A 24,353-nucleotide genomic window follows, 5' to 3' on the forward strand; every position below is an offset into this window, starting at 1 on the left:
CCCCTTCCTGAGTATCGTCCGTCAGCCGGAATGCTTGAGCTGGCGGCCCAACAGGAATGTTTCGGACGATTTGTCGCGGGAGGCTTTAGGCTTGCGCGGCGCCACGATCTTGAAATGACGCTTGAACATCTCGACGATCTGACTATAGCCGCTGCCATGGAAACATTTGATCAGCAGCGCGCCCTCAGGTTTCAGGTGCGCCATGGCAAATTCCACAGCCAGCTCGGCGATGTGCTCCATGCGCGCGGCGTCTGCCGACGCCACGCCAGAGAGATTGGGGGCCATATCGGACAAAACAAGGTCCACTTTTCCCCCGCCTGTGGCTTCCAGAACGATTTCTTCGAGTTGACGGAAAACGTCGTCCTCGCGGAAGTCACCCTGGATGAAGGTGACATCGGCGATGGCTTCCATCGGCAGGATGTCGATGGCGACGATCGCCCCGTCGATCCGGCCGTCTTTGGCGCGGGGCGAGGCGGCCAGCTTGTTGCGCACGTACTGGCTCCAGCTTCCCGGCGCGGCGCCAAGGTCGACGATGACCTGACCCGGCTTGATGAGCTTGTCCTGTTCGTCGATCTCTTTCAGCTTGTAGGCCGCACGCGCGCGATAGCCTTCGCGCTGCGCCAGCTTCACGTACGGATCATTGATGTGGTCGTGCAGCCACGACTGGTTGAACTTGTTCTTTGCCATCGAATTGGTTGCAATTTCGCCCGGATGTAGCGCCAAACATGGCGGCCAGGACTGGTTTTGGCGGATAATACGCGCCGTTTGTCTCTTTGCGCGATCTCGCCCCCATTTATGCCCGCCCTTATCCTCACCCCTGCCCAACGATCGGAACTGCGCTCAGAAGCGCACGCGTTGAACCCGGTCGTCATCATCGGTGCGGAGGGTCTGACGAAGGCCGTTCTGGCCGAAATCGACCGCTCGCTGGCGGCCCACGGGCTGATCAAGATTCGCGTCTTCGGTGATGATCGCGAAGCCCGCATCGAACTCTATGACACCATCTGCGCCCGCCTGCAGGCTGCCCCGGTACAGCACATCGGCAAGCTGCTGGTGATTTGGCGCGAGGGTCCGGCGTACTTGAAGGAAAACCAGCCGCGAGACCTCAAGCTGCCTCGCAAGACGACAGTTGGTGCCGGTCCGCGCTCGGTCACCGTGCGCAAGCCGAACCCGAACAGCGCGCGTCGCCCTAAACCGGTCCGCCTCAGCGTGCTGGGTAACGAACGAGTCACGGCCGGCGGTAACGTCAAGCGTGCCAAACCGCGTCAAACCAGCCAGAAGAAGAAAGCGCTGTCCTGAACCTGCTCGGGAGCCCGCACAGAAAACGACCGGCTTTCCAGCCGGTCTTTTTTTTGAGGCCTCAGGCGGTTTGCCGAACGCCGGCCGCCTTCCAGATCAGGGCCAACCCCAGGAGGCTCTGCACCAGATAAAACACGCTCGATATGCCGTGCAACAAGCCGAACTGTGCGCGATAAGGCGAATCCCCCACCGCCACGCCAAGCGCATCGGCCTGTTCGCGCAGCGAGGCCATGAACGGCTGCAAGCCGAAATAGCCCACCAGCACACACAGCAGCATCGCCAGCACGAGCCAGCGCAGCCGCCGGTATCCGGCCTCACCGCGGCGTACCAGCGCCGTGGCAGCCACCAGCAGCAAACACCCAGTCGCCAGGCCGATCCACGCTTCTGCATGAAACAACCGGCCGGCAATGGAGCCGGCCAACTGGCGATCTCCCAGCATTGCGAACAGCGTCGGCGCGACGATGTAACCGATGGTCCAGAGCGAACCACACCATACCGTGGCAAGCAACTGGAAGAAGCGCTGCGGCATGGTGGTTGTCCCGAATCAGGTTAGAGGTACTTGACGGCCAGCACTTCGTACTCGCGTTCGCCGCCCGGGGCAACCACGGTAGCGACATCGCCTTCGAACTTGCCGATCAACGCACGAGCGATCGGCGAGCTGATCGAAATCTTGCCCGTTTCCAGATCAGCCTCATCATCGCCGACGATCTGATACGTGACGGGCTTGCCCGAATCGAGATCTTCCAGATCGATGGTGGCGCCAAAAACCACGCGGCCGTCGGCATCCAGCGAAGCCGGATCGATGATCTGCGCAGCGGACAGCTTGCTCTCGATTTCCTGGATGCGGCCTTCGATGAAGCCTTGGCGCTCCTTGGCAGCATCGTAGTCGGCGTTTTCGGACAGATCGCCCTGGGCACGTGCCTCGGCGATGGCATTGACGACGGCCGGACGCTCCTTGGTCTTCAGACGGTGAAGCTCTTCTTTCAGCATCTCGGCACCGCGCTTGGTAATCGGAATGGTGCTCATCGTAAGTAATTCGGAATCACAAAAAAATCAGCCGCTGCGAAGCGGGAGGGCGCGTAGCGCACACCCGCCTGACGGCGGCTGTCGTTGTTTTGACACGGACGCTCTAGTTTAGGCGAACCGTCCGGAGGCGGCAACTGCTCCTCTCCGGCCGGCTCACCGCGACGCTTTGCCGCGCCGCGGGCCCTGGCGATGGGCTTACAGGGTGGCGTGCAGGCCCTGCAGGTCATACACATCCAGGTGCTGCATGTGCTTCAGACCTTCCACCGCGGCGCGCGCACCGGCGATGGTCGTGTAGTACGTGACGCGCTGCGCCAACGCTGCCTGCCGGATCGAGCGCGAGTCAGCGATTGCGGCACGCGTCTCATCGACAGTCGTGAAGACGAGCGCGATCTCGCTGTTCTTGATCATGTCGACAATGTGCGGACGGCCGTCCTTCACCTTGTTGACTACGCGCACCGGAATGCCGGCGGCTTCAATGGCAGAAGCCGTGCCGCGGGTCGCCACGATCGGGTAGCCCAACGTATGCAGCGCGCGGGCGACTTCCACGGCTTGCGGCTTGTCGCTGTCCTTGACGGTCATCAGCACGGTGCCCTTCTCGGGCAGGCGCGAACCGGCGGCGAGCTGGCTCTTGAAGAGCGCTTCGCCAAACGTCTTGCCGACGCCCATGACTTCGCCAGTCGAGCGCATTTCCGGTCCGAGCACCGGATCGACGCCCGGGAACTTGTTGAACGGGAACACTGCTTCCTTGACGCTGTAGTACGCCGGCACGACTTCTGTCTCGACGCCTTGCGACTCCAGCGACTGACCCGCCATGCAGCGAGCGGCAACCTTGGCCAACGGCACGCCGGTCGCCTTCGAAACGTACGGCACCGTACGCGAAGCACGCGGGTTCACTTCCAGGACGTAGACGATGTCTTCGCCGCCCTTCTGCTGAATGGCGAACTGCACGTTCATCAGACCGATCACGTTCAGCGCCTTGGCCATCGCGGCGGTCTGGCGCTTGAGTTCGTCGACGGTCGCCTGCGACAGCGAATACGGCGGCAGCGAGCAAGCCGAGTCGCCCGAGTGCACGCCAGCCTGCTCGATGTGCTCCATCACGCCGCCGATGAACACGCGCGTGCCGTCGGACAAGCAATCCACGTCGCATTCGATGGCGTCGTTCAGGAAGCGGTCGAGCAGCACGGGGCTGTCGTTCGACACCTTCACAGCCTCGCGCATATAGCGCTCGAGGTCGCGCGGCTCATGCACGATCTCCATCGCGCGGCCGCCCAGCACATACGACGGACGCACCACCAGCGGGTAGCCGATTTCTTCGGCCAGCTTGAGCGCTTCATCTTCAGCACGCGCGGTGCGGTTGGGCGGCTGGCGCAGGCCCAGCTCGTGCAGCAGCTTCTGGAAACGCTCACGGTCTTCGGCGGCGTCGATCATGTCCGGCGACGTACCGATGATGGGCACCCCGTTGGCTTCTAGATCCAGCGCGAGCTTCAGCGGCGTCTGGCCGCCGTATTGCACGATCACGCCAACCGGTTTTTCCTTGTCGACGATTTCCAGCACGTCTTCCAGCGTCACCGGCTCGAAGTACAGGCGGTCAGACGTGTCGTAGTCGGTCGAGACGGTCTCCGGGTTGCAGTTGACCATGATGGTCTCGTACCCGTCATCGCGCAGTGCCAGCGCGGCGTGCACGCAGCAGTAGTCGAATTCGATACCTTGGCCGATCCGGTTCGGGCCACCGCCCAGGACCATGATCTTCTTGTTGCCCGTCGGCTCGGCTTCGCACTCGCCATGCTCGGCTTCGTACGTCGAGTACAGGTAGGCCGTGTTGGTCGCGAATTCAGCGGCGCAGGTGTCGACGCGCTTGTAGACCGGACGCACGTTCTCGGCGATACGCTTTTCGCGCACGGCCTTGGCTGTCGTCTTGGTCAGCTTGGCAAGGCGGCGGTCGGAGAAACCCTTCTGCTTGAGCAGACGCAGCTCGGCAGCCGACAGGCTTTCCAGGGTGCGGGACTTCACCAATGCTTCCGTCTTGACGATGTCTTCGATCTGCGCCAGGAACCACGGATCAACGGACGTCTCGGCATAAACCTCGTCGATCGACAGGCCGAGGCGGAATGCGTCGCCCAGATACCAGATCCGATCGGGACCGGCTTCGCCGATCTCTTCAATGATCTCGTCGCGGTCGGTGGACTTTTCGTCCAGGCCGTCCACGCCGACTTCCAGGCCGCGCAGTGCCTTCTGGAACGATTCCTGGAAGGTCCGGCCCATGGCCATCACCTCGCCGACCGACTTCATCTGCGTGGTCAGGTGGCTGTCGGCCTGCGGGAATTTCTCGAACGCGAAGCGCGGCACCTTGGTGACCACGTAGTCGATCGACGGCTCGAACGACGCCGGCGTCGCGCCACCGGTGATCTCGTTCTTCAGCTCGTCCAGCGTGTAACCGACAGCCAGCTTGGCAGCAACCTTGGCGATCGGGAAACCGGTGGCCTTCGAGGCCAGTGCCGACGACCGCGACACACGCGGGTTCATCTCGATCACGATCATCCGGCCATCCTTCGGATTGATCGAGAACTGCACGTTCGAACCGCCGGTATCCACGCCGATCTCGCGCAGCACGGCCAGCGAGGCGTTACGCAGGATCTGGTATTCCTTATCGGTCAGCGTCTGTGCCGGCGCCACAGTGATGGAGTCACCGGTGTGGATGCCCATCGGATCCAGGTTTTCGATCGAGCAGACGATGATGCAGTTGTCGGCCCTGTCGCGCACGACTTCCATCTCGTATTCCTTCCAGCCGAGCAGCGACTCTTCGATCAGCAGCTCGTTGGTCGGCGAGAGGTCGAGACCGCGCTTGCAGATCTCTTCGAATTCTTCACGGTTGTAGGCGATGCCGCCGCCCGTGCCGCCCAGCGTGAACGACGGACGGATCACGATCGGGTAGCCGCTCGTGCCGGTTTCCTTGGCGATCTGCGACTGCACGGCCACGGCTTCGTCCATCGAATGTGCGATGCCGGACTTGGCCGAACCAAGACCGATCTTGGTCATCGCGTCCTTGAACTTCTGGCGGTCTTCCGCCTTGTCGATGGCCTCGGGCGATGCGCCGATCAGCTCAACGTTGTACTTCTTCAGCACGCCGTGGCGATGCAGGTCCAGCGCACAGTTGAGCGCGGTCTGGCCGCCCATCGTCGGCAGGATCGCGTCGGGGCGCTCCTTGGCGATGATGCGCTCGACGACTTCCCAGGTGATCGGCTCGATGTAGGTCACGTCGGCCGTGTTGGGGTCGGTCATGATCGTGGCCGGGTTGCTGTTGACCAGGACCACCTTGAAGCCTTCTTCACGGAGCGCCTTGCAAGCCTGCGCGCCGGAGTAATCGAATTCACACGCCTGGCCGATGATGATCGGACCCGCGCCGATGATCAGGATGGTTTTGATATCTGTACGTTTTGGCATAACCCGCTCGATTCGATTAATTCAGTGTGGCCGTCGCCAGCTTGGCGGAAAAGCCGATAAACATGGCGCCGACGCCGCTGCTCATACCGGCAGACAGTCGTCGTCGCGCGCGGAACGCCGCGGCCAGCCGCGCGCCCACGAAGATGATGGTGGTCAGGTACAGGAAGCTGCAGATCTGGCAGACCAGCCCCAGGACGACGAACGACACGACCGGCAGCGCGTAGTGCGGATCGACGAACTGGATGAAGAAGGAGATGAAGAACAGGATCGCCTTCGGGTTCAGCAGGCTGATGATCAGCGCCTTCTTGAACGGGTGCGACTCATCGGCCGGCGCCGCGTCTTCTGCAACGGACTCGCCGGCCTTGCGCACGCGCCAATTGCGCACCGCGCCACGCAGCATCTGCAGGCCGATCCACGCCAGGTAGGCCGCACCGATGTACTTCACGACGTAGAACAGCGCCGGACTCGCCTTCAACAGCGAAGCGACGCCCGCTGCCGACAACACCATCAGGATGGCATCGCCCAAGAACACGCCGCACGCGCCCTGGTAGCCCGCGCGCACACCGCGGCGAGCCGCCACCGACAGCACATACATCGAGTTCGGCCCCGGCAGCAGCACGATGAAGATCGTGCCGAGCAGGAAGGTCCAGAATTCGGTGATGCCGAAGTGGGCAAGCATGAAGGCGTTCATGGCGATGCGATCTCGTTTGCTTTACTGCTTGGCTGCGTCCATCGCCGCCGTAAAGCGGTCAAACAGATACGCGATGTCGTGCGGACCGGGCGACGCTTCCGGGTGGCCCTGGAAGCAGAACGCCGGGCGATCGGTCAGCTCGAAGCCCTGCAGCGTGCCGTCGAACAGCGAGACGTGCGTCACGCGCGCGTTGGCCGGCAGCGATTCCGGATCCACTGCGAAACCGTGGTTCTGCGAGGTGATGACGACGCGGCCGTCCTGCAGATCCTTGACCGGGTGATTCGCGCCGTGGTGGCCAGTCTTCATCTTGAGGGTCTTGGCGCCGACGGCCAGGCCCATGATCTGGTGACCCAGGCAGATGCCGAACGTCGGCAGGCGACGCTCCAGGAACTCCTTGGCGGCTGCGATAGCGTAGTCGCACGGCTCCGGATCGCCGGGGCCATTGGAAAGGAAGACGCCATCCGGGTTATGCGCCAGGACGTCGGCTGCGCTGGTTTGTGCCGGCACCACAGTCACGCGGCAGCCACGCTCGGCCAGCATGCGCAGGATGTTGAACTTGACGCCGAAGTCGTACGCGACCACGTGATACTTCGGGGCATCCTGCATGCCGTAGCCGTGGCCCAGCGCCCATTCGGTCTGGGTCCATTCGTACGGCTGCGTCACGGACACGACTTTCGCCAGATCCATGCCCGACAGGCCCGGGAACGAACGCGCGAGGTCGATGGCCTTCTGCACGTTGTCTTCGCCCGCGAGAATGCAACCGTTCTGGGCGCCCTTCTCACGCAGGATTCGGGTCAGCTTGCGGGTATCGATCCCGGCAATGGCGACAACCTTTTCGCCCTTGAGGTAATGCGAGAGCGTGTGCTCCTTGCGGAAGTTCGACGCCAGGATCGGGAGATCCTTGATGATGAGACCGGCGGCATGGACCTTCGTGGCTTCGACATCCTCACGGTTCACGCCAACGTTCCCGATATGCGGGTACGTGAGCGTGACGATCTGGCGCGAGTAGCTCGGATCGGTAAGGATTTCCTGATAGCCGGTGATAGCGGTGTTGAACACCACTTCGCCGATCGTATGACCGGCCGCACCGATGGAATAGCCACGAAAGACCGTGCCGTCTGCAAGCGCGAGAATGGCGGGCGGGAAAGACGGCAACACGGGTAGCTCCTGCTGGATTCACCCTGTGCCGACCTGATCACCTTGGCGCCAAAACGGTATTCCGGCTGCGCGGAATCCGGACCGTCTGCGCGTCGGGTCGGAGCTGGGACAGAACTCACCAGAAATCACCGAGAAGCGAGGCAGACGGGGCGGTAGGCGGGAGGTAGGAAGCGGTTGGCGCTAGGGTGATGGGTTTCTGAACTCAAACCCGACGAGTATACCCCGGCGCCGCAAAAAACTCAATGAATGGAAGGACTTAACGGCGTGCGGCCGCCGAATTGGCGCGCCTCACGAAGCCGGCAAGCGCCGCCCGGAGCAGGCGAGAACGTCACTTCTCTGCCTCCCTTTACTCGCCTCGTAGAGCAGCCTGGACCTGGGCCAGCGCAGTGGGATCTTCGATGGTGGTCAGGTCTCCGGGGTCGCGCCCCTCCGCCACCGCTTGCATCGCGCGGCGCAGCAGTTTGCCGGAGCGCGTCTTGGGCAGCGCTCCTACAAAAAAGACCCGCGACGGCCGCGCCACGGCGCCGAGTTGCGCCTCCACCGTGCGCATCAACTCCCCTTCGAGAGCCAGGCGCCCCGCGGACTCGGCAATGCGTGAAGCGTCACGCACGATGGCAAACCCCATCGCCACCTGCCCTTTCAGTTGATCGGCCACGCCCACCACAGCCACCTCGGCGATTGCGGGATGCGACGACAGGCTTTCTTCGATCTCGCGGGTGCCCAGACGGTGGCCCGCCACGTTGATGACGTCATCGGTGCGGCCGAGGATCGTCACGTAGCCCTCCTCGTCGCGCACGCCCCAGTCGAAGCTCGAATAGATGTGCCGCCCCGGGAACGCAGACCAGTAGGTGCTCAGAAAGCGGGCATCGTCGCCCCAGACGGTGGTCATGCAGCCCGGCGGCAGCGGCGCGGACACCGCGAGCAGGCCTTTCTCTCCAGGGGCACAAGGTTGCCCGGTGGCCTCATCCAGGATGTCGAGCTTGTACCCGTAGACAGGGAAGCCCGGCGAGCCGAGCTTTTGCTCGGAAGGCTCAACGCCTTGCGGAATGGCAAGCATCGGCCAGCCGGTCTCGGTCTGCCAGTAGTTGTCAACGATGGGCTTGTGCAGCGCCTCACCGATCCAGCTTGCGGTAGGCTCGTCCAGCGGCTCGCCGGCCAGGAACAGGCGGCGCAGAGTCGACAGGTCATGCCGCTGCAGCAGTGCAGGATCCTGTTTCTTGAGCACGCGAATGGCGGTCGGCGCGGTAAACATCACGTTCACGCGGTATTGCTCGACGATGCGCCACCAGACCGCCCCGTCCGGGCGAATTGGCGTGCCTTCGTACATGACCGTCGTCAGGCCCGCGAGCAGCGGCGCATAGACGATGTAGCTGTGGCCCACGACCCAGCCCACGTCCGAAGCGGTGAACATCGTGTCGCCAGGCTCCGCGCCGAAAATGAGTGGGATCGACGCCGCCAGCGCGACCGCATAGCCGCCGGTATCGCGCTGCACGCCTTTTGGTTTGCCGGTGGTGCCGGAGGTGTAGAGGATGTACGAGGGCTCGCTCGATTCCATCCATTCGCACGGCACCTCGGCGTTCGCGTGCTGCGCGGCGAGCGTTGCGTAATCGACATCGCGCGCGTTGTGCTGCATGGGCGCGAGTTTGCGATTGACGAGCAGCACGCGCTCGGGCTTGTGCGCCGCAAGGTCAATCGCGGCATCGAGCAATGGCTTGTACTCGACCACCTTGCCCGCGCGCGAGCCTGCGTCCGCACTGACGATCACGCGCGGCGTGGCGTCATCAATGCGCGTGGCTAGACTGTTGGACGCAAAACCACCGAACACTACCGAGTGGATCGCGCCGATGCGTGCACAGGCCAGCATGGCAAACGCGGCTTCGGGGATCATCGGCAGGTAAATCAGCACGCGGTCGCCGCGCTTGACACCCAGCGCCTGCAGGCTCGCCGCCATGCGGTTGACCTCGCGGTGAAGCTCCCGGTACGTGTACTTGGTCTCCAGGCCGGTTTCGGTGGAGACGTACACCAGCGCCCCTTGCTCACCGCGCGTGGCGAGATGCCGGTCGACGGCGTTGTGGCACAGGTTGGTACGTCCGCCCACGAACCACTTTGCGAATGGCAAGCGCGAATCGTCGAGGACCGCGGAATACGGTGTTTGCCACTCGATACGCTGGGCCTGCTCGCCCCAGAAGCCTGCGGGGTCGTCGATGGAACGCTGATACAACGCGCGATACGCTGCGGACATGGGCATGACGTTGTCTCCTGGCCGTCGTGAGCGACGGCTCGATCTTGGATGTGCTGGATGCGCCTACTGTGCGGCGGCCAACTTACGCAGGTCTTACCGCCGCCCCAAAACAAAACGGCGCCCCGCAGGACGCCGTTTCTCTTGCCAGCCTCAGCGCTTCTTGCGCTTGGCCGAACTGGATGAAGTTGCCACCGGTTTGGCCTTGACCACCGGCTTGCCAGCCACCTTCGCAGTCGGAACGCGGGTGGTTGCCGCCGTGGCGCGCGACGTGGTGCCCGATACGCGCATCACGCGCACATGCCCGCCACGGCTGCCTCCGCGTGCTTGCGGCAGCATCAGGACGACACTGTGGCCCTTCGGGATGGCGTCGCCAGGAAGCTGATTCCACGCACGAAGCTGGGCAACGGACACGCCATAGCGCCGCGACAGACCTGCAACCGTGTCACGCTTGCCCGCACGCACGACCACCCTTCTGAGGTCGGGCATGTCGGGTTCGACCGCCATGGTGGCGTTCTCGGCCAGTTCAGGGCTGATGTCGGGTGCGTTTTCCTGGGCGCCATCAGAACGCGGTACGACCACGGTGGAGCCCGCCTTCAAACGCATGCCCTTTGGAATACGGTTGATCTCGCGAATGGTGTCGGGATCGACCTTCAGCCGGGCGGCCAACGCCTCCACACGCTCCCGGTTGCCGACCGTCACGGCCGTCCAGCTTGAAAGGCCGCCGCGATAGGTGTTGAGGTTGTATTGGAACGTTTCCGCGTTGTCGTAGGGCAGGAGAATCTGCGGGTTCGACGCGCCCAGGATCACCGGCCGGTTGAACGACGGGTTCAGTGCCTTGAACTCGTCCATCGGCAGATTCGCCAGCTTGGCGGCCAGCGTCACATCAATATCGCGTGAAGTGGTGACGGTGACGAAGTACGGGTGGTTCGGGATGTCGGGCAGCGTGACGCCATAGCGCTCCGGGTTGGCGATGATGTTCTTCACCGCCTGGAGCTTGGGCACGTACATGCGCGTCTCGGCCGGCATGTTCAGGTTGACATAGTCGGTCGACAGGCCAGCAGCCTGGTTGCGCGAAATCGCGCGTGCCACCGCACCTTCGCCCCAGTTGTAGGCGGCCAGCGCGAGTTGCCAGTCGCCAAACTGGTCGTGCAGCTTGGAAAGATAATCCAGTGCAGCGTCGGTCGAGGCCAGCACATCGCGGCGCTCATCCTGGAAGACGTTTTGCTTGAGGTTGTACGTTCTGCCGGTGCTCGGGATGAACTGCCACATTCCGGCGGCCTTGGCGCTCGACACGGCCTGCGGGTTGAATGCGCTTTCCACGAAGGGCAGCAGCGCCAGCTCGGTGGGCATGTTGCGCCGCTCCAGCTCTTCGACGATGTGATACAGGTAGCGGTTGGACCGGTCCACCATGCGGCGGAAGGCATCCGGGCGCTGCGCATACCAGTCGGTACGATCATCCACGGCCGAGCTTTGCAGGTCGGGCATGGAAAACCCTTGGCGAATGCGCGCCCAGAGATCCTTGGCGGGCCCTTTCAGGGACGCGACGGGCTGCTGATCGATATTGACGACCGGCGCAGACGCTTGGCCGGCGGCGGTGGAGGCGCTGGTGCTGGCCGTGTCGGCGTTCGGCCCGGGGGCCGTTGCACAGGCCGCGAGGAGCAGACTGAGCACAGTTGCCGCAAGAAGTCGCACGGATCGCATCAAGTTCTGAGGGGTTAGGGCTAAAAATTGCCCCAGATAGTAAGAAACGCGTCCGACCGCGTCAACCCGCGTTCACCCGGCGGTGGGCCTGCTGGATGCATCACATGTGGCCGCACCATCACCGTGCGCATCGGTTTCTCAACGGAAATCGTTCTTCCACTGACGCAACGCGGCAAATATCGCAACCGGATCATCGCCGTCGATACCCGCATGGCGTGCCACGGCCTGCGTCACATTGGCGTCATCCGATCGCATGAAGGGATTGGTCGCCCGCTCGTGCCCAATGGTCGTGGGCACAGTCGAGCGGCCCTCGGCCCGCAACGCCGTTACCTCATCCTCCCAGGCTGCCAAGTCGGCGTTCCCAGGTTCGACGGCGCGCGCAAAACGCACATTGGATGCAGTGTATTCATGCGCGCAATAGACACGCGTATCGGGCGCCAACGCCGCCAGCTTTGCCAGCGACGCGCGCATCTGCGCAGGCGTCCCTTCAAAAAGCCGGCCGCAACCAGTGGCGAAGAGTGTATCGCCACAAAACAGGCTCGCCGATGCGGCATTACCCTGAAGCTGACCCACATAGGCTACGTGACCGCTGGTATGACCTGGTACATCGATCACCCTGAATGTGGCGGCTGGCTGCGCGAGCGTCACGACGTCGCCTTCGCGCACAGCTTGCGTGCGGCACGGGATCGATTCGTGGGCTGGACCGATGACCGGCAGCGGCGCGCCCTCGGGATTCTGCGGATACGCGTCAAGCAGTTCGCGCACCCCGCCGACGTGATCGCCATGATGATGTGTGATTACAATGGCACCGAGCGCGAGCCCGCGCTCCTTCAGGAAGCGCAGCACCGGTTGCGCGTCGCCCGGGTCGACGACAGCAGCCACGCGGCCATCGTGTAGTGCCCAAATATAATTGTCCGTAAACGCAGCGATCGCCTCCACCTCAAGCGCTACACCACGCGGCACACCACCCTGGACCATGTCCGACTCCTCTAACGATCGTCGCATTATAGATTGGCACCACTGGCTAGCTTCGCCGCCCGGGCAATATGTCCTGCGCTGGGAACAGGCCCAGTTCGATCGCACGGTGGCCGACATGTTCGGCTATCACGCGCTGCAGTTGGGCCACCCCGGTTTTGGAGCGCTGCGCGAGAACCGCATCCCGCTGATCGCCCGTGTGGTCGATGACATCGATCCGACAGCCCCCATCGAAACGCTCGACCCGATGGAAGGCAACCCCGCCGAATCCGCCGATCCGGCCGACGCAGAGCCGGACGCCAGCACACCCCAGCGCCAAGCCACGCCCCGCGTGATCTGCCGCTATGACGAGCTGCCCTTTGCTTCGCAGAGCATCGATCTCGTCGCCCTGCCCCACGTGCTGGAATTTACCGACGATCCCCACGAAGTGCTGCGCGAAGTGGCGCGCGTGCTGATGCCCGAGGGGCGCTTGGTCATCACCGGCTTCAACCCGCTCAGCCTGTGGGGCATGCGCCAGGGCATGCGGCGCTTGGGCACGGAATCGTTTCTGCCTGCGCAGAGCCAGATGATTGCGTTCACGCGCCTGAAGGACTGGCTGAAGCTGCTCGGATTTGATATCGTGCGCGGCCGTTTCGGCTGCTACTGCCCGCCCAATCGCTCGGACAAATGGCTGCAGCGCACCGCCTTCATGGAGAAGGCCGGCGACCGCTGGTGGCCGATCTTCGGCGCGGTTTACATGCTGCAGGCTGTCAAGCGCGTGCGCGCTATGCGCCTGGTCGGTCCGGCTTGGAAGACGCGTAAATCGCCGTCGCTGGTGCCGGCCGGCACGCCGGTCGCGACACCTTCGGGCTCGCATTCGACCAAGGCACCTTCGGCTACTGCGCGCGACGGCAAATCGGGCGTCTGAGCGCGCCCGTTCCACTCACTGATCACCCATCGTTTCTCAATGCAGGAAGTCACCGTTTATTCCGATGGCGCGTGCAAGGGCAACCCCGGCCTTGGCGGCTGGGGCACCGTGCTCGTCTCGGGCAGCCACGAAAAAGAACTCTTTGGCGGCGAAGCGCTGACCACCAACAACCGCATGGAATTGATGGCCGTGATCGAAGCATTCCGCGCGCTGAAGCGGCCGTGCCGGGTGCAGGTGTACACCGATTCGCAGTATGTTCAAAAAGGCATCAGCGAATGGTTGGCCGGCTGGAAGGCGCGCGGCTGGAAGACAGCCGACAAGAAGCCCGTGAAGAACGACGACCTCTGGCGCACGCTGGACGAACTCGTCGCCGGGCATGAGGTGAGCTGGCATTGGGTCAAGGGCCATGCCGGCCACCCCGGCAACGAGCGCGCCGATGCGCTTGCCAACAAGGGCGTCGAAATGGCGCGCCAGGCAAAGGCCTGACGCGGCGGCCGTACGCCCGTTCACCTGCCCGCGCAGCGCTGCGTCGGGATCCGCGGCGCATTCGCGGCGGTGGTCGTGACGTACTGCGGCTTGCCGTCCTGCGCATAGATGAGCCGCAGCGGGCCACGCTTGGAAAGACCATCGTCGATGTCCGCCTGCAGCAGGCCGGTCGGCCCCCAAGGGTCACCGCCGATGCTGCGCTTGTACATCATGACAGGGCGATTTGCACCTGGCTCCCAGTTGGCTTGGTGCTCGGGCACGTAGCGGTTGGGCAACGTGCCATAGGCGTAGAGCTGATTCAGGGTGTCGGCCAAGTACCGCCCGGCTTGATCGTTGAACTTCGGAAGCTCTTGCCCGGCAAGTTCGCTGCGGATGCGCTCCACTTCGACGGCGCAGGTTGGCGCGGCCATGTCGGCCGCGCGTGCATAGGACATGCCGATCGCAATGGCTGCGGCGGCAAGCCACGTCAATACGCGATATAGGCGGCGTGGGCGGGTGGTGGGGATCACGGACATCGGTTGGGTATGCATGCGAGCTTCTCCGGTGGAAATAACGTGGTTGTGAATCAGGACAGGAACAACTTGCGTTCGGCCTGGCGGCGCTTCGTCAGTCCTTTGAGCGGCTTGCCGCCGGCCTTGTCCCACAGCAGGAACTGATTGGCCGCGCCGGCGTAGTCGCCCGCGTTGAGCTTGCGCAGCAGCGTTGAAGAGCGAAGCCGCCCCGCCCCCAGGTTGAAGACAAAGGACGCCAGTGCGTCGAATTGACCTTGCGTAATTGACACGCGCACGGCCTTGGCAATGCCCTGCTCGGTGTCGGCCAGGTCTTTGCGCAGCAGCGCTTCGGCCTGCTGCTGCGAGATCGGCCCGTGGAAGGTCTCGCCAGGCCGGATCAAATGGCCGTAGCCGATGGTCGGCTTACCGACCGCATCCAGATACGTCGACAGACGCAGTCCTTCCGATTCCTTGATCAGCGCGAGGCCTCGCTCGCCGGTGGTGCGCGGGTTGTGCTCAGTGCTCATCGCTCTTCTCCTGCGGCGTGCTGGTTGTGCCGGGGCCATCGGAGGCGGCGGCATTTGGCTGCACGGGCCTTGGCACCAGGCGATTCGTGTATTCGTCGATGACGCGCATCACGGCTTCCGGCGGCTGCAGCGCGGTGAACTTCATCTCGATGTCGATGTGCTCGCTGTCGCGGCCGGTGTCACGCTTGGAGTGCGGCGCAAGCGAGACGTAGAAACGGCCTACGCCACCGGCGGCTGCACCGTGTAAGGGCAAGGCCTCGGCGATGTCGCTGCGCACGGTCATGTTCACCGTCATTTCTTCGAGCGCGAGGCCACGCGGCATCGCAAGCGACACCAGCGGCAGCGCCAGCCGGTGCTGACTGTCGAGCGCAAGTTCGACCTCCCGCGCCACCAGCGTGCCGGCCTCGTCGGCATCGAAAAACTGATCGAGTAGCGCGGTGTACTGCTGCGCAAGCATCTGGTTGGCGGACGCGGCGGCGTGCTGCATGCCACGCGTAATGTCGTCTAGCGTCAGGCCGTTCAAGCCCGGATGGCCGTGGCTGTTGCTGCCACCGCCTGTGCCACCGCCAGGCGGCAACGCACCGGGTGGCGACGGCGGAGGCGCATCGGACGCAGCCTCGGGAAACGGCGCAGGACCGGAAGACGCAGGTGGCGTTGGTGACGTGCTGGCGGGCCGCGCCGGCGGTGTGGCGGGCGCCGAGGACGCGCGGTCATCATCACGCCCACGGCGGCTGAAGAGTTTGAACATGGTGTCGGGTCGGTCGAATCGATCAGGTCAATGGGCGGCGCGCGGCTGGCGTGCACCGAACAGGACACCGGCCGTGGGGAGGCCGGCCGGCGTCCGTCGCCGTGGCGGCTTACGGATTTGCCGGAGCCGGGGCTGGCGCGTTGCCGCCGGCCGGCACCTTTTCGCCGACCATCGTGCCGTCGGTCGGCGTGGCGGGCAGCGGCTTGACGTCGTTCTCCTTGCCCTTGATGACCACCGGCTTGGTTGCCGCGTCAGTCAAGAACTCCATCACGCGCATCAGCGCTTCCGGCGGGCTCTGACGCTTGACCTGGGTGTGGAAGGAGTACTTGGCGCGCGTATCCGTGCTACGAGTCTGCTCCGACTTGTGCGAGGCGCGGCCCGACACCGATACGCTGAACGGGCCCCAGCCGAATTTGGCCTGGAAGGAGCCTTCTGCCTCGGTGGTGGACGACGATTTCTCCGACTGCGTAATTTCCAGTTCGAAATCGATCGTGCCCTCCTCGATGGCAATCACCGGATGCACGACCGCGCACAGCAGCGGAATACGCATCGTCTTCTGGATAGTGCCCTGCGCCACGCCCTTCTCGTCGACGATGGTTTCGTCGTAATCAAATTGCACCGCAACGGCTTTGCCGTTCTGAATACATACCTGCAGCAGAAAATCGGCATAGGATTTTGCCGCCGAGGTTTGCGCCGCGATCATCGCCTGCAGCGGCGCAGAGATCATCTTGTCGATCGGCAGCGCATTGATAACCGACCCGATAAGTCCGTTGTCCATTTAAAACTCCTCACATTGAATTAATCGGACGCGCAGGTTTGTGCGCCCGAATCCAAAGTAAGAGTTTTTCCTGCGGGGTTCGATGCCTCGAAAGTCCCAGTCATGGCCACGGAACAGCGGCCCAGTACATGACGATTGGCAGCCCGTGACTTTCGGCACTGCACTTCCGTTTCAATGCATCCGGACCGATCCCGCTCTACAAAATAATCGGTTTCGCCGAAAACAATTAACTGAAGTACGAGGGGTCGATGAATATTCTGGTAATCGATAGCTTGCCGCTTTTTGCGGCAGGTGTGTCCAATGTATTGAATGCACTCGACGCGCAGGGTGTGTTTATCGATACGCACTACACCGCGCAAATCGGACCGGCTTGCAGGCAAGCCGAACCCACAGCCGTCGTGATGGAATGGAGCGCAGAGGACGACGACGCGCGACAACGTTTATCGGAGTTGAAAGCGGTGCTGCCTGAAGTGCCTGTGCTGCTGACGGTGCGAGCGGTGGGCCGGCACGTGGTGGGCGACGCGCTGCGCTTCGGCGCCGCCGGTGTGGTCGACCGGCAGGCCACGGCCGATGTCCTGCTGGAGGCCCTGCAGCGCATTACCTCGGGCGCGGTCTATTTGCCGCCCATCAGCAATCTCTACCCCGATGATCCGCGCCACACCCCTGGAGAGAGCCCGGCCGAAATCTGGCGTCGCCTCACGCCGCGGCAGCACGAGGTGCTGCAACTGCTTGCAGAGGGCAAATCCAACAAGCAGATCTGCCGCGTGCTCAACGTGGCTGAAGGCACCATCAAAAACCATCTGTACGCGCTGTTCCGGCAGATTGGCGTGAACAATCGGACCGAAGCGGCGCTCTGGCTGTCACGTTGCAAGGCAAGCCTTGCCCGACTGCAGATGTGCGCAATGTAGCGCGGCTCGCCTCCACATGCCCGTGGCATCCGGCGGGCTGTTCGGGCGTGGCGCGCCAGGGCTTCGCCACCGGGTGAAAACACGCAGCGGCGACATTGCATTCACGCGACCACGCCATACACTGGTTGGAAGGCGGCGCACCGTGCATCGCCGTCTTTTCATGGAGGCCGCCCATGGAAACCATCGAATTTCACACCAGCCCGCCACGCTATTGCGCTGCGGATCTCACCCTCACCTGCAGCGCCAGCGTCGACGGCGTCCCGGCCTGCTATGCGGTGACGGCGGAAGCGCTCGAGGAGCATTTCGGCGCCCGCTCGTGGCGCCAGGAAGATCTGCTGCAAGCGATGGAATCGCACCGCGGCACTATTGAAGACATGGCGCGCTCGCTGTTCAAGCTGACGGACTCGCACAACATCGTGCTGCGCAGCGGCCATTTCCGGTTCGGCATGTAGCTGTCCCGAGAGCAGCATGGCCGACATCCGCGCCTGCGGTGGAAAAGAAGAAAGCCAGCGCAAGGCTGGCCTTGTGGAAACGGACGGGTGCTAGTCAGGCCTGCACTCGTGCTTCATCTCGCGGCGCCCGTCTTCGTAGACGACTTCCAGCCGGCACGTAAAGCCCCACAGGCGCACGACGTGGCGCAGCATCTCTTCGTAGTTCGACGCGAGCGGGCGACGGCTGCTCTGCAAGTGCCGCAGCGTCAGTGAACGATCGCCGCCCACGTCGACGTTGGTCACCTGGATGTTGGGCTCGATGTTCGACAAGTCGTACTGCCCTGCCAACAACTCTCGGATCTTGCGATAGCCGTCCTCGTCGTGGATGGCGGTGACGCGCAGCTTGGCATCGCGGTCGTCATCAAGCACGGAGAACAGCTTCAACTCACGGATCACGCGCGGCGAGAGGAATTGCAAGAGGAAGCTCTCGTCCTTGAAGTTGCGCATGGCGAAGTCGAGCGTCTTCTGCCAATCGCTGCCGGCAATCTCGGGCGCCCAGCGGTAGTCTTCCTCTTCCGGCGATTCACAGATGCGCCGAATGTCCTGGAACATCAGAAAGCCCAGCGTGTACGGGTTCAGTCCGCTGTAATACGGGCTGTTGAATGGCGGCTGATAGATCACGTTGGTGTGGGCCTGCAGCAGCTCGAGCATGAAGGCGTCGTTGACGAGTTTTTCGTCGTACAGCTTGTGCAGGATGGTGTAGTGCCAGAACGTCGCCCAGCCTTCGTTCATCACCTTGGTCTGCCGCTGCGGATAAAAGTACTGCGCGATCTTGCGCACGATGCGCACGATTTCTCGTTGCCATGGCTGCAACTTGGGCGCGTTCTTCTCGATGAAGTACAGCAGGTTCTCTTCCGGTTCCGGCGGGAATTGCGGATCGGGCTCCGGTATGTCGTCCGCCGTTGCGAGCGCGCGAGCGCGGTGCGTCGGCAGCGTGCGCCACAGGTCGTTGACCTGCGCTTCCAGGTATTTCTCGCGCTCCGCCTGGCGCGCCTGCTCTTCGTTGATCGACAGCTTCTTCGGCCGCCGATAACGATCGACCCCGTAGTTCTGCAATGCGTGGCAGGAGTCGAGCAGCAGTTCCACCTCCTGTTCGCCGTAGCGCTGCTCGCATTCGGCCACGTAGTTCTTGGCGAAAAGCAGGTAATCGACAATGGCGTCGGCGTTCGTCCAGGTGCGGAACAGGTAATTGCCCTTGAAGAAGGAGTTGTGACCATAGCAGGCATGCGCGATCGTCAGGGCCTGCATCGGCATCGTGTTCTCCTCCATCAGGTAGGCGATGCAGGGGTTCGAATTGATGACGATCTCGTAAGCCAACCCCATGAGGCCGCGCTGGTAGCCGCGTTCGGACGCCAGGAAGTGCTTGCCGTATGACCAATGGTTGTAGCCCAGCGGCAAGCCGGACGACGCGTAGGCATCGAGCATCTGCTCGGCGGTAATGATCTCGATCTGGTTCGGATAGGTGTCCAGACCAAAGTCTGCGGCAATCTGGGCGATGCTTTGGTCGTAGCGCCTGATCAGCTCGAAAGTCCACTCCGAGCCCGTAGAGAGGTAGGCCATGCTCGTTCCCGTTGGTCCATCACACTGGGTCACAGATGGTGTGCTCGCCATGGCACACACCGCCACTGCACGGCGACAGTGCCAAGCTGGAGCAACCTCGCGCCGCCCGATCGGCGATCAGGCAGCGCGCTTCTGAAACAACTCGTGCAGTACCGGATAGATTTCGTCCGCCTTGAGAATGCGCTGCATCGCGAAGTTGTCGTGCCCCGCCTTCAACGTAAGATACTCCTCCCACAGGTTCTGGGGCTCCGTGGAAACCACCTCAACATAGGCGTAATACTGCGTCAGCGGCAGGATCGTTTCGCGCAGCAGCTTTGCGCATAGCTCAGAATCGCCCGCCCAGTTGTCGCCATCCGAAGCCTGCGCACAATAGATGTTCCATTGGCTCGGCGAATAGCGCTCCTGCATCACTTCCGCCATCAGCTTGAGTGCGCTCGACACGACAGTGCCACCCGACTCGCGCGAGTGGAAGAAATCCTCCTCATCCACCTCCTTGGCCACGGTGTGGTGGCGGATGAAGACGACGTCGATGCGCTCGTAGTTCCGCTTCAGGAACAGGTACAGCAGCATGAAGAAACGCTTGGCCAGATCCTTGCGCGATTCGTCCATCGAGCCGGATACGTCCATTACGCAGAACATCACCGCCTGCGCCTGCGGCCGCTTGCGCAGCACGCGATTGTTGTAGCGTAGATCAAGCTTTTCGATGAACGGCACGCGATCAAGGCAGGAGCGCAGATGGCGCATCTCCTTCATCAGCTCTTGCGCGCGTACGCTGTAGGGCCCGTCGTTTTCCAGTTCTTCGTTGTACTCGCGCTCCAGCTCGTGCAGGCGGCGCTGATACGGGCTGGACAACGCGATACGGCGACCGAGCGAGCTGCGCATCGTGCGCAGAATCGACAGGTTGGACGGCGTGCCGTCGAGCGAGAAGCCCGCGCGCACCTTGCGCACCTCGGCGATCTTGGCCAGGCTGCGCTTGGCAAGATCGGGCAACGCCATGTCTTCGAAGAAGAAGTTGAGAAAGTCCTCGCGCGAGAGCGTGAAGATGAAATCGTCCTCGCCCTCGCCCGAGTCGCTGGCTTGCGAACCGGTACCGCCGCTGCCCTGCTGCGGGCGGTCGAAGCTGTCGCCGCGAATGAACTCTTTGTTGCCCGGGTGGACGCCCTCGCGGCGCCCGCCCGAGCCGTGGTGGAACATGGGCTCCGAGATGTCCTTGACGGGAATGGACACCTGCCCGCTCTGCTCGATGTCCATGATCTTGCGGCCCGTCACGGCCTTGGCCACCGCACGGCGGATCTGGTCTCGGTAACGCTTGATGAAGCGTTGCTTGTTGACGGTGCTTTTGCCGCCACCGTTCTCCCGCCGATCAATGATCGTGCCCATGTAACTGCCCTCGATTGGAAGTTCGCCGGGGTGTCCTTGCCCTCTCGCCTTACCTCCTCAAGACGACTTCCTCACACGCAGGTACCACTCCACCAACAAGCGCACCTGCTTCTGGGTGTAGCCCTTCTCCACCATGCGATTGACGAAGTTCTCGTGCTTTTCCTTGTCGTCATGCGACGACTTGGCATTGAACGAGATGACCGGCAACAGATCCTCCGTGGTCGAGAACATCCGCTTCTCGATCACCGCACGCAACTTCTCGTAGCTGGTCCAGACCGGGTTCTTGCCTCCGTTCTTGGCCCGCGCACGCAGCACGAAATTGACGATCTCGTTGCGGAAGTCCTTCGGGTTGGAAATGCCCGCGGGTTTTTCCACCTTCTCCAACTCGTCATTCAACGCGCTGCGATCGAGAATTTCGCCGGTGTTCGGGTCGCGATATTCCTGATCCTGGATCCAGAGGTCGGCGAACACTACGTAGCGATCGAAGATGTTTTGCCCGTACTCCGAATACGACTCCAGATACGACGTTTGGATCTCCTTGCCGATGAACTCCACGTACGGCGACGTGAGGTATTCCTTGATGTAGGACATCAGCTTGGATTCCGTCTCCGGCGGGAACTGCTCGCGCTCGATCTGCTGCTCGAGCACGTACAGCAGGTGCACCGGATTGGCCGCCACCTCTGTCCCGTCGAAGTTGAACACCTTGGAGAGCACCTTGAACGCAAAGCGTGTCGACAAGCCCGTCATGCCCTCGTCGATGCCGGCAAAGTCGCGGTACTCCTGGTACGACTTCGCTTTCGGGTCGACGTCCTTCAGGCTCTCGCCGTCGTACACGCGCATCTTCGAGAAGATGTTGGAGTTCTCGGGCTCTTTTATGCGGGTGAGCACCGCGAACTGCGCCATCATCTTCAGCGTGTTCGGCGCGCACGGCGCAGCGGCCAGCGAGCTGTTGCGCAGCAGCTTGTCGTAGATCTTTACCTCGTCCGACACGCGCAGGCAGTACGGCACCTTGACGATGTAGATCCGATCCAGGAAGGCCTCGTTGTTGCGGTCGGACTTGAAGCTTTGCCACTCCGCCTCGTTCGAGTGCGCCAGGATGACGCCATCGAACGGGATCGCGCCAAAACCCTCCGTGCCCTTGTAGTTGCCTTCCTGTGTGGCCGTCAGCAGCGGGTGCAAGACCTTGATCGGCGCCTTGAACATCTCGACGAACTCGAGCAGCCCGCGGTTGGCCAGGCACAGCCCGCCCGAATACGAATACGCATCCGGATCGTCCTGCGGATAGTCTTCCAGCTTGCGGATGTCGACCTTGCCGACCAGCGACGAAATATCCTGATTGTTTTCGTCGCCCGGCTCGGTCTTGGAGATCGCAATCTGCGACAGCACCGACGGGTGCAGCTTGACCACGCGGAAGCGCGTGATATCGCCATTGAACTCGTGCAGCCGTTTCACCGCCCACGGCGAGGCAATCGAGTTTAGATAGCGCTTCGGGATGCCATAGTCCTCCTCCAGAATCTTGCCGTCCTCCTCAGGCGAAAACAGCCCGAGCGGGGACTCGTGAATCGGCGAGCCCTTCAGTGCGTAGATGGGGATCTGCTCCATCAACGACTTTAACTTCTCGGCAAGCGAGGATTTGCCCCCGCCCGGAGGCCCGAGCAGGTAAAGGATCTGTTTGCGCTCTTCAAGACCCTGCGCGGCATGCTTGAAGAAGGAGACGATCTGCTCGATCGTATCTTCCATGCCGTAGAACTCCCGGAAGGCCGGGTAGATCTTGATGACTTTGTTGAAGAACAACCGCGACAGCCGCGGATCGTGGTGAGTGTCCACCAGTTCGGGCTGCCCGATTGCGGCGAGCATGCGCTCAGCGGCGGTCGCGTAGGCGGTCGAGTCTTTTTTGCAGATATCCAGATACTCCTGGATGCTGTACTCGTCCTCTTTGCGTGCTTCAAAACGCGTTGCGTAGTGGCGGAAAATATCCATATCTCCCCCGTAGATTTCTTCCCTACTCCACACCAACAAGCGAGAGCCAGGCTAGTTCTTGCGTGCGTTGCTGATTCCACTGTAGACGAATCACCGATGATCACAAGAACGGTCGAAAACCTGGAACGGTGCACAACCGTTGCAATTGCGTTAGCGCTCGACTGCATGAAGTGCTAAACGGACCTTGAACGATGCATTAGCACATGCACCACGACGATCGGCTACCCCGAGCACAGCAGAAAGCGTACCCACGACATCACCTGCGCGCTCGCAGGTTGGTACGTAACCGGTCAGCGTGAGTTCCCGCACGCACGCTGAATCCAGGAGGGGGATATCCCTGCATTTCAGTGCGCGGCCAACTGTGATATGGCTGAAATCGCGCTTGGTGCGCGCTCGCGGCGCTACGCTTGTAACGGCAGCTTTTCTGGCCGGGACGCAACAACGCATTGTGCAAAGCGCGGGACGATATGCGTTTTATCGCCGGGCAATACGCCCACAGCTCCTGCGGAAACGACCGAAACGGATCGACCGAAGCTGTCTCTTTTTTGCCCAACAGGGAAGTCTTATGGGACGCCAGAATGCGGTGAGCGCAAAGCCCGTACGGAGAACGCGGACAAAGAAAAAGGCCCTCGGCGTTTGCCTGAGGGCCTTTTAGGCGATTTCTCGCCAGTTTGGTGGGTGGTACAGGGATTGAACCTGTGACCCCTGCCGTGTGAAGGCAGTGCTCTACCGCTGAGCTAACCACCCGAATGCGGTGAAAACGAGATTATGGCGAAAAGGCGCGGCCGTGTAAATACCCTGGCCGCACATATTTTTCATCAGGCAGCCGGCTGGACAGATTCCACGGGTTCACGCGTCCAGACGGTCTTGCCGCCGCTGGCCTTGTCGATCTCCTTGAGCACGCCGGCATGCGCTTCGGCCTCGGCTTCGGTTGCCAGCAGCACGGGCAATTGCAGCGCGCTCAGGTCGACGGCAACGGCTTCGGCCGATGCGCCTTCGCCCGACTCCAGCATGTCGATCACCAGCGTGTTCTGGCCGCGCGTCATGGCCAGGTAGACCTCGGCCAGGAGTTCCGCATCGAGCAATGCGCCGTGCAGCGTACGGTGCGCGTTGCTGATGCCCAGACGGTCGCACAGCGCATCCAGGGAATTGCGCTTGCCAGGGAACATCTGGCGCGCCTCGCGCAGCGTGTCAATGTGGCCCGACAGGTGCTCGCGGAAGGGCGGCAGGCCCAGGCGCTGGAATTCCATGTCCAGGAAGCCCAAGTCGAACGCGGCGTTGTGAATGATCGCCTCGGCGCCCTGCACGTAGTCGCGGATCTCGTTGACGATCTCGGCAAACTTCGGCTTGTCGGCCACAAACTCGTTGGTGATGCCGTGCACGGCCATCGCGCCTGCGTCGATCTCCCGCTCTGGGTTGATGTAGAAGTGCAGGTTCCGGCCGGTCAGGCGGCGGTTGACCATCTCCACGCAACCGATTTCGATCACGCGGTCGCCGGTGGCGGCATTCAGGCCGGTGGTTTCGGTATCGAGAATGATCTGTCGCATCGCGCGCTCCCCTACTCTGA

The 24,353-nt window shown here is 62.5% G+C and carries 22 protein-coding genes and 1 tRNA gene; 5 read left to right on the forward strand and 18 right to left on the reverse strand.

Going from position 1 to position 24,353, the window contains the following annotated elements; genetic code table 11:
• Window positions 1-21: 21 nt before the first annotated feature.
• Window positions 22-687, reverse strand: a complete 666-nt coding sequence (locus N5B55_RS08785) for an RlmE family RNA methyltransferase (RefSeq protein ID WP_009240895.1) — start codon at window positions 685-687, stop codon at window positions 22-24.
• A gap of 108 nt (window positions 688-795) precedes the next feature.
• Here N5B55_RS08785 and N5B55_RS08790 point away from each other — a divergent pair, with 108 nt between their 5' ends.
• Entirely contained in the window at window positions 796-1,296 is a 501-nt protein-coding gene (locus tag N5B55_RS08790; RefSeq protein ID WP_304537924.1) for a YhbY family RNA-binding protein, read from the forward strand.
• Between the two features lie 61 nt (window positions 1,297-1,357).
• Here the strand turns inward: N5B55_RS08790 and N5B55_RS08795 are convergent, their stop codons facing one another.
• From N5B55_RS08795 to gloB, 8 genes are all read right to left on the reverse strand, one after another.
• Window positions 1,358-1,825 (reverse strand): DUF4149 domain-containing protein, encoded by a 468-nt coding sequence (locus N5B55_RS08795; protein WP_304537925.1) that lies wholly within the window; start codon window positions 1,823-1,825, stop codon window positions 1,358-1,360.
• Window positions 1,826-1,845: 20 nt separating this feature from the next.
• Window positions 1,846-2,322: a transcription elongation factor GreA gene (gene greA / locus N5B55_RS08800; protein ID WP_009240897.1), complete on the reverse strand. Its 477-nt coding sequence runs from the start codon at window positions 2,320-2,322 to the stop codon at window positions 1,846-1,848.
• 195 nt (window positions 2,323-2,517) lie between these two features.
• Complete coding sequence (carB, locus tag N5B55_RS08805) at window positions 2,518-5,763, reverse strand: carbamoyl-phosphate synthase large subunit (RefSeq protein WP_304537926.1); 3,246 nt, start codon at window positions 5,761-5,763, stop codon at window positions 2,518-2,520.
• A 16-nt stretch (window positions 5,764-5,779) separates the two neighbouring features.
• A complete protein-coding gene (gene leuE, locus N5B55_RS08810) occupies window positions 5,780-6,454 on the reverse strand; it encodes a leucine efflux protein LeuE (protein WP_206275251.1) in 675 nt (224 codons plus the stop codon).
• A gap of 21 nt (window positions 6,455-6,475) precedes the next feature.
• Window positions 6,476-7,612, reverse strand: coding sequence for a glutamine-hydrolyzing carbamoyl-phosphate synthase small subunit (gene carA, locus N5B55_RS08815; RefSeq protein WP_304537927.1), 1,137 nt, complete (start codon window positions 7,610-7,612; stop codon window positions 6,476-6,478).
• A gap of 346 nt (window positions 7,613-7,958) precedes the next feature.
• The gene (gene prpE / locus N5B55_RS08820; protein ID WP_304537928.1) at window positions 7,959-9,860 is read right to left on the reverse strand and encodes a propionate--CoA ligase; all 1,902 of its coding nucleotides are present in this window, start codon (window positions 9,858-9,860) and stop codon (window positions 7,959-7,961) included.
• 144 nt (window positions 9,861-10,004) lie between these two features.
• Complete coding sequence (locus N5B55_RS08825) at window positions 10,005-11,555, reverse strand: transglycosylase SLT domain-containing protein (RefSeq protein WP_304537929.1); 1,551 nt, start codon at window positions 11,553-11,555, stop codon at window positions 10,005-10,007.
• A gap of 138 nt (window positions 11,556-11,693) precedes the next feature.
• Window positions 11,694-12,533, reverse strand: a complete 840-nt coding sequence (gene gloB, locus N5B55_RS08830) for a hydroxyacylglutathione hydrolase (protein WP_178960276.1) — start codon at window positions 12,531-12,533, stop codon at window positions 11,694-11,696.
• Here gloB and N5B55_RS08835 point away from each other — a divergent pair.
• Together N5B55_RS08835 and rnhA are read left to right on the forward strand one after the other, a co-directional pair.
• Window positions 12,532-13,437 carry a class I SAM-dependent methyltransferase gene (locus N5B55_RS08835; protein WP_178960277.1) on the forward strand — a complete coding sequence of 302 codons (906 nt, stop codon included), beginning with the start codon at window positions 12,532-12,534 and terminating at the stop codon, window positions 13,435-13,437. The genes gloB and N5B55_RS08835 overlap by 2 nt on opposite strands.
• 39 nt (window positions 13,438-13,476) lie before the next feature.
• Window positions 13,477-13,923, forward strand: a complete 447-nt coding sequence (gene rnhA, locus N5B55_RS08840) for a ribonuclease HI (RefSeq protein WP_009240904.1) — start codon at window positions 13,477-13,479, stop codon at window positions 13,921-13,923.
• Window positions 13,924-13,943: 20 nt separating this feature from the next.
• Here rnhA and N5B55_RS08845 read toward each other — a convergent pair whose 3' ends face one another.
• The 4 genes from N5B55_RS08845 to N5B55_RS08860 all read right to left on the reverse strand — a co-directional run bounded on the left by N5B55_RS08845 (window position 13,944) and on the right by N5B55_RS08860 (window position 16,467).
• The gene (locus N5B55_RS08845) at window positions 13,944-14,453 is read right to left on the reverse strand and encodes a hypothetical protein (RefSeq protein WP_304537930.1); all 510 of its coding nucleotides are present in this window, start codon (window positions 14,451-14,453) and stop codon (window positions 13,944-13,946) included.
• Window positions 14,454-14,488: 35 nt separating this feature from the next.
• On the reverse strand, window positions 14,489-14,941 hold the full coding sequence (locus N5B55_RS08850) for a lysozyme (RefSeq protein WP_065856544.1): 453 nt from the start codon (window positions 14,939-14,941) through the stop codon (window positions 14,489-14,491).
• Window positions 14,931-15,689, reverse strand: coding sequence for a DUF2589 domain-containing protein (locus N5B55_RS08855; protein ID WP_304537931.1), 759 nt, complete (start codon window positions 15,687-15,689; stop codon window positions 14,931-14,933). The genes N5B55_RS08850 and N5B55_RS08855 overlap by 11 nt, the downstream gene beginning before the upstream one ends.
• Before the next feature lie 109 nt (window positions 15,690-15,798).
• Window positions 15,799-16,467: a DUF2589 domain-containing protein gene (locus N5B55_RS08860; RefSeq protein ID WP_304537932.1), complete on the reverse strand. Its 669-nt coding sequence runs from the start codon at window positions 16,465-16,467 to the stop codon at window positions 15,799-15,801.
• 248 nt (window positions 16,468-16,715) lie between these two features.
• Between N5B55_RS08860 and N5B55_RS08865 the strand changes: the two genes are divergently transcribed.
• Both N5B55_RS08865 and N5B55_RS08870 read left to right on the forward strand, forming a co-directional pair.
• Entirely contained in the window at window positions 16,716-17,375 is a 660-nt protein-coding gene (locus tag N5B55_RS08865; protein ID WP_304537933.1) for a response regulator transcription factor, read from the forward strand.
• 173 nt (window positions 17,376-17,548) lie between these two features.
• Window positions 17,549-17,827, forward strand: a complete 279-nt coding sequence (locus N5B55_RS08870) for a DUF1488 domain-containing protein (RefSeq protein WP_065856552.1) — start codon at window positions 17,549-17,551, stop codon at window positions 17,825-17,827.
• Between the two features lie 90 nt (window positions 17,828-17,917).
• Here N5B55_RS08870 and N5B55_RS08875 read toward each other — a convergent pair whose 3' ends face one another.
• The 5 genes from N5B55_RS08875 to dnaQ form a co-directional block, all read right to left on the reverse strand.
• Complete coding sequence (locus N5B55_RS08875; protein WP_116576070.1) at window positions 17,918-19,426, reverse strand: SpoVR family protein; 1,509 nt, start codon at window positions 19,424-19,426, stop codon at window positions 17,918-17,920.
• A 117-nt stretch (window positions 19,427-19,543) separates the two neighbouring features.
• Window positions 19,544-20,806 carry a YeaH/YhbH family protein gene (locus tag N5B55_RS08880; RefSeq protein ID WP_304537934.1) on the reverse strand — a complete coding sequence of 421 codons (1,263 nt, stop codon included), beginning with the start codon at window positions 20,804-20,806 and terminating at the stop codon, window positions 19,544-19,546.
• A 57-nt stretch (window positions 20,807-20,863) separates the two neighbouring features.
• Complete coding sequence (locus tag N5B55_RS08885) at window positions 20,864-22,786, reverse strand: PrkA family serine protein kinase (RefSeq protein ID WP_065856558.1); 1,923 nt, start codon at window positions 22,784-22,786, stop codon at window positions 20,864-20,866.
• 672 nt (window positions 22,787-23,458) lie between these two features.
• A tRNA-Val gene (locus N5B55_RS08890) sits at window positions 23,459-23,533 on the reverse strand.
• 71 nt (window positions 23,534-23,604) lie between these two features.
• Window positions 23,605-24,333, reverse strand: a complete 729-nt coding sequence (dnaQ, locus tag N5B55_RS08895; protein ID WP_012762207.1) for a DNA polymerase III subunit epsilon — start codon at window positions 24,331-24,333, stop codon at window positions 23,605-23,607.
• Window positions 24,334-24,353: the final 20 nt, after the last annotated feature.

This window comes from Ralstonia pickettii, from assembly GCF_030582395.1.
GTDB classification, from domain to species: Bacteria; Pseudomonadota; Gammaproteobacteria; order Burkholderiales; family Burkholderiaceae; genus Ralstonia; species Ralstonia pickettii_D.

Excerpts from the sequence above, each read along its gene's own strand:
- N5B55_RS08885 (WP_065856558.1), bottom strand. The coding sequence starts at position 22,786 with ATGGATATTTTCCGCCACTACGCAACGCGTTTTGAAGCACGCAAAGAG.
- prpE (WP_304537928.1), bottom strand. The coding sequence starts at position 9,860 with ATGCCCATGTCCGCAGCGTATCGCGCGTTGTATCAGCGTTCCATCGAC.
- N5B55_RS08825 (WP_304537929.1), bottom strand. The coding sequence starts at position 11,555 with ATGCGATCCGTGCGACTTCTTGCGGCAACTGTGCTCAGTCTGCTCCTC.
- N5B55_RS08860 (WP_304537932.1), bottom strand. The coding sequence starts at position 16,467 with ATGGACAACGGACTTATCGGGTCGGTTATCAATGCGCTGCCGATCGAC.
- leuE (WP_206275251.1), bottom strand. The coding sequence starts at position 6,454 with ATGAACGCCTTCATGCTTGCCCACTTCGGCATCACCGAATTCTGGACC.
- N5B55_RS08835 (WP_178960277.1), top strand. The coding sequence starts at position 12,532 with ATGTCCGACTCCTCTAACGATCGTCGCATTATAGATTGGCACCACTGG.
- rnhA (WP_009240904.1), top strand. The coding sequence starts at position 13,477 with ATGCAGGAAGTCACCGTTTATTCCGATGGCGCGTGCAAGGGCAACCCC.
- N5B55_RS08865 (WP_304537933.1), top strand. The coding sequence starts at position 16,716 with ATGAATATTCTGGTAATCGATAGCTTGCCGCTTTTTGCGGCAGGTGTG.
- gloB (WP_178960276.1), bottom strand. The coding sequence starts at position 12,533 with ATGGTCCAGGGTGGTGTGCCGCGTGGTGTAGCGCTTGAGGTGGAGGCG.
- greA (WP_009240897.1), bottom strand. The coding sequence starts at position 2,322 with ATGAGCACCATTCCGATTACCAAGCGCGGTGCCGAGATGCTGAAAGAA.
- N5B55_RS08870 (WP_065856552.1), top strand. The coding sequence starts at position 17,549 with ATGGAAACCATCGAATTTCACACCAGCCCGCCACGCTATTGCGCTGCG.
- N5B55_RS08875 (WP_116576070.1), bottom strand. The coding sequence starts at position 19,426 with ATGGCCTACCTCTCTACGGGCTCGGAGTGGACTTTCGAGCTGATCAGG.
- N5B55_RS08855 (WP_304537931.1), bottom strand. The coding sequence starts at position 15,689 with ATGTTCAAACTCTTCAGCCGCCGTGGGCGTGATGATGACCGCGCGTCC.
- N5B55_RS08845 (WP_304537930.1), bottom strand. The coding sequence starts at position 14,453 with ATGCATACCCAACCGATGTCCGTGATCCCCACCACCCGCCCACGCCGC.
- N5B55_RS08790 (WP_304537924.1), top strand. The coding sequence starts at position 796 with ATGCCCGCCCTTATCCTCACCCCTGCCCAACGATCGGAACTGCGCTCA.
- N5B55_RS08880 (WP_304537934.1), bottom strand. The coding sequence starts at position 20,806 with ATGGGCACGATCATTGATCGGCGGGAGAACGGTGGCGGCAAAAGCACC.
- N5B55_RS08785 (WP_009240895.1), bottom strand. The coding sequence starts at position 687 with ATGGCAAAGAACAAGTTCAACCAGTCGTGGCTGCACGACCACATCAAT.
- dnaQ (WP_012762207.1), bottom strand. The coding sequence starts at position 24,333 with ATGCGACAGATCATTCTCGATACCGAAACCACCGGCCTGAATGCCGCC.
- N5B55_RS08795 (WP_304537925.1), bottom strand. The coding sequence starts at position 1,825 with ATGCCGCAGCGCTTCTTCCAGTTGCTTGCCACGGTATGGTGTGGTTCG.
- carB (WP_304537926.1), bottom strand. The coding sequence starts at position 5,763 with ATGCCAAAACGTACAGATATCAAAACCATCCTGATCATCGGCGCGGGT.
- N5B55_RS08850 (WP_065856544.1), bottom strand. The coding sequence starts at position 14,941 with ATGAGCACTGAGCACAACCCGCGCACCACCGGCGAGCGAGGCCTCGCG.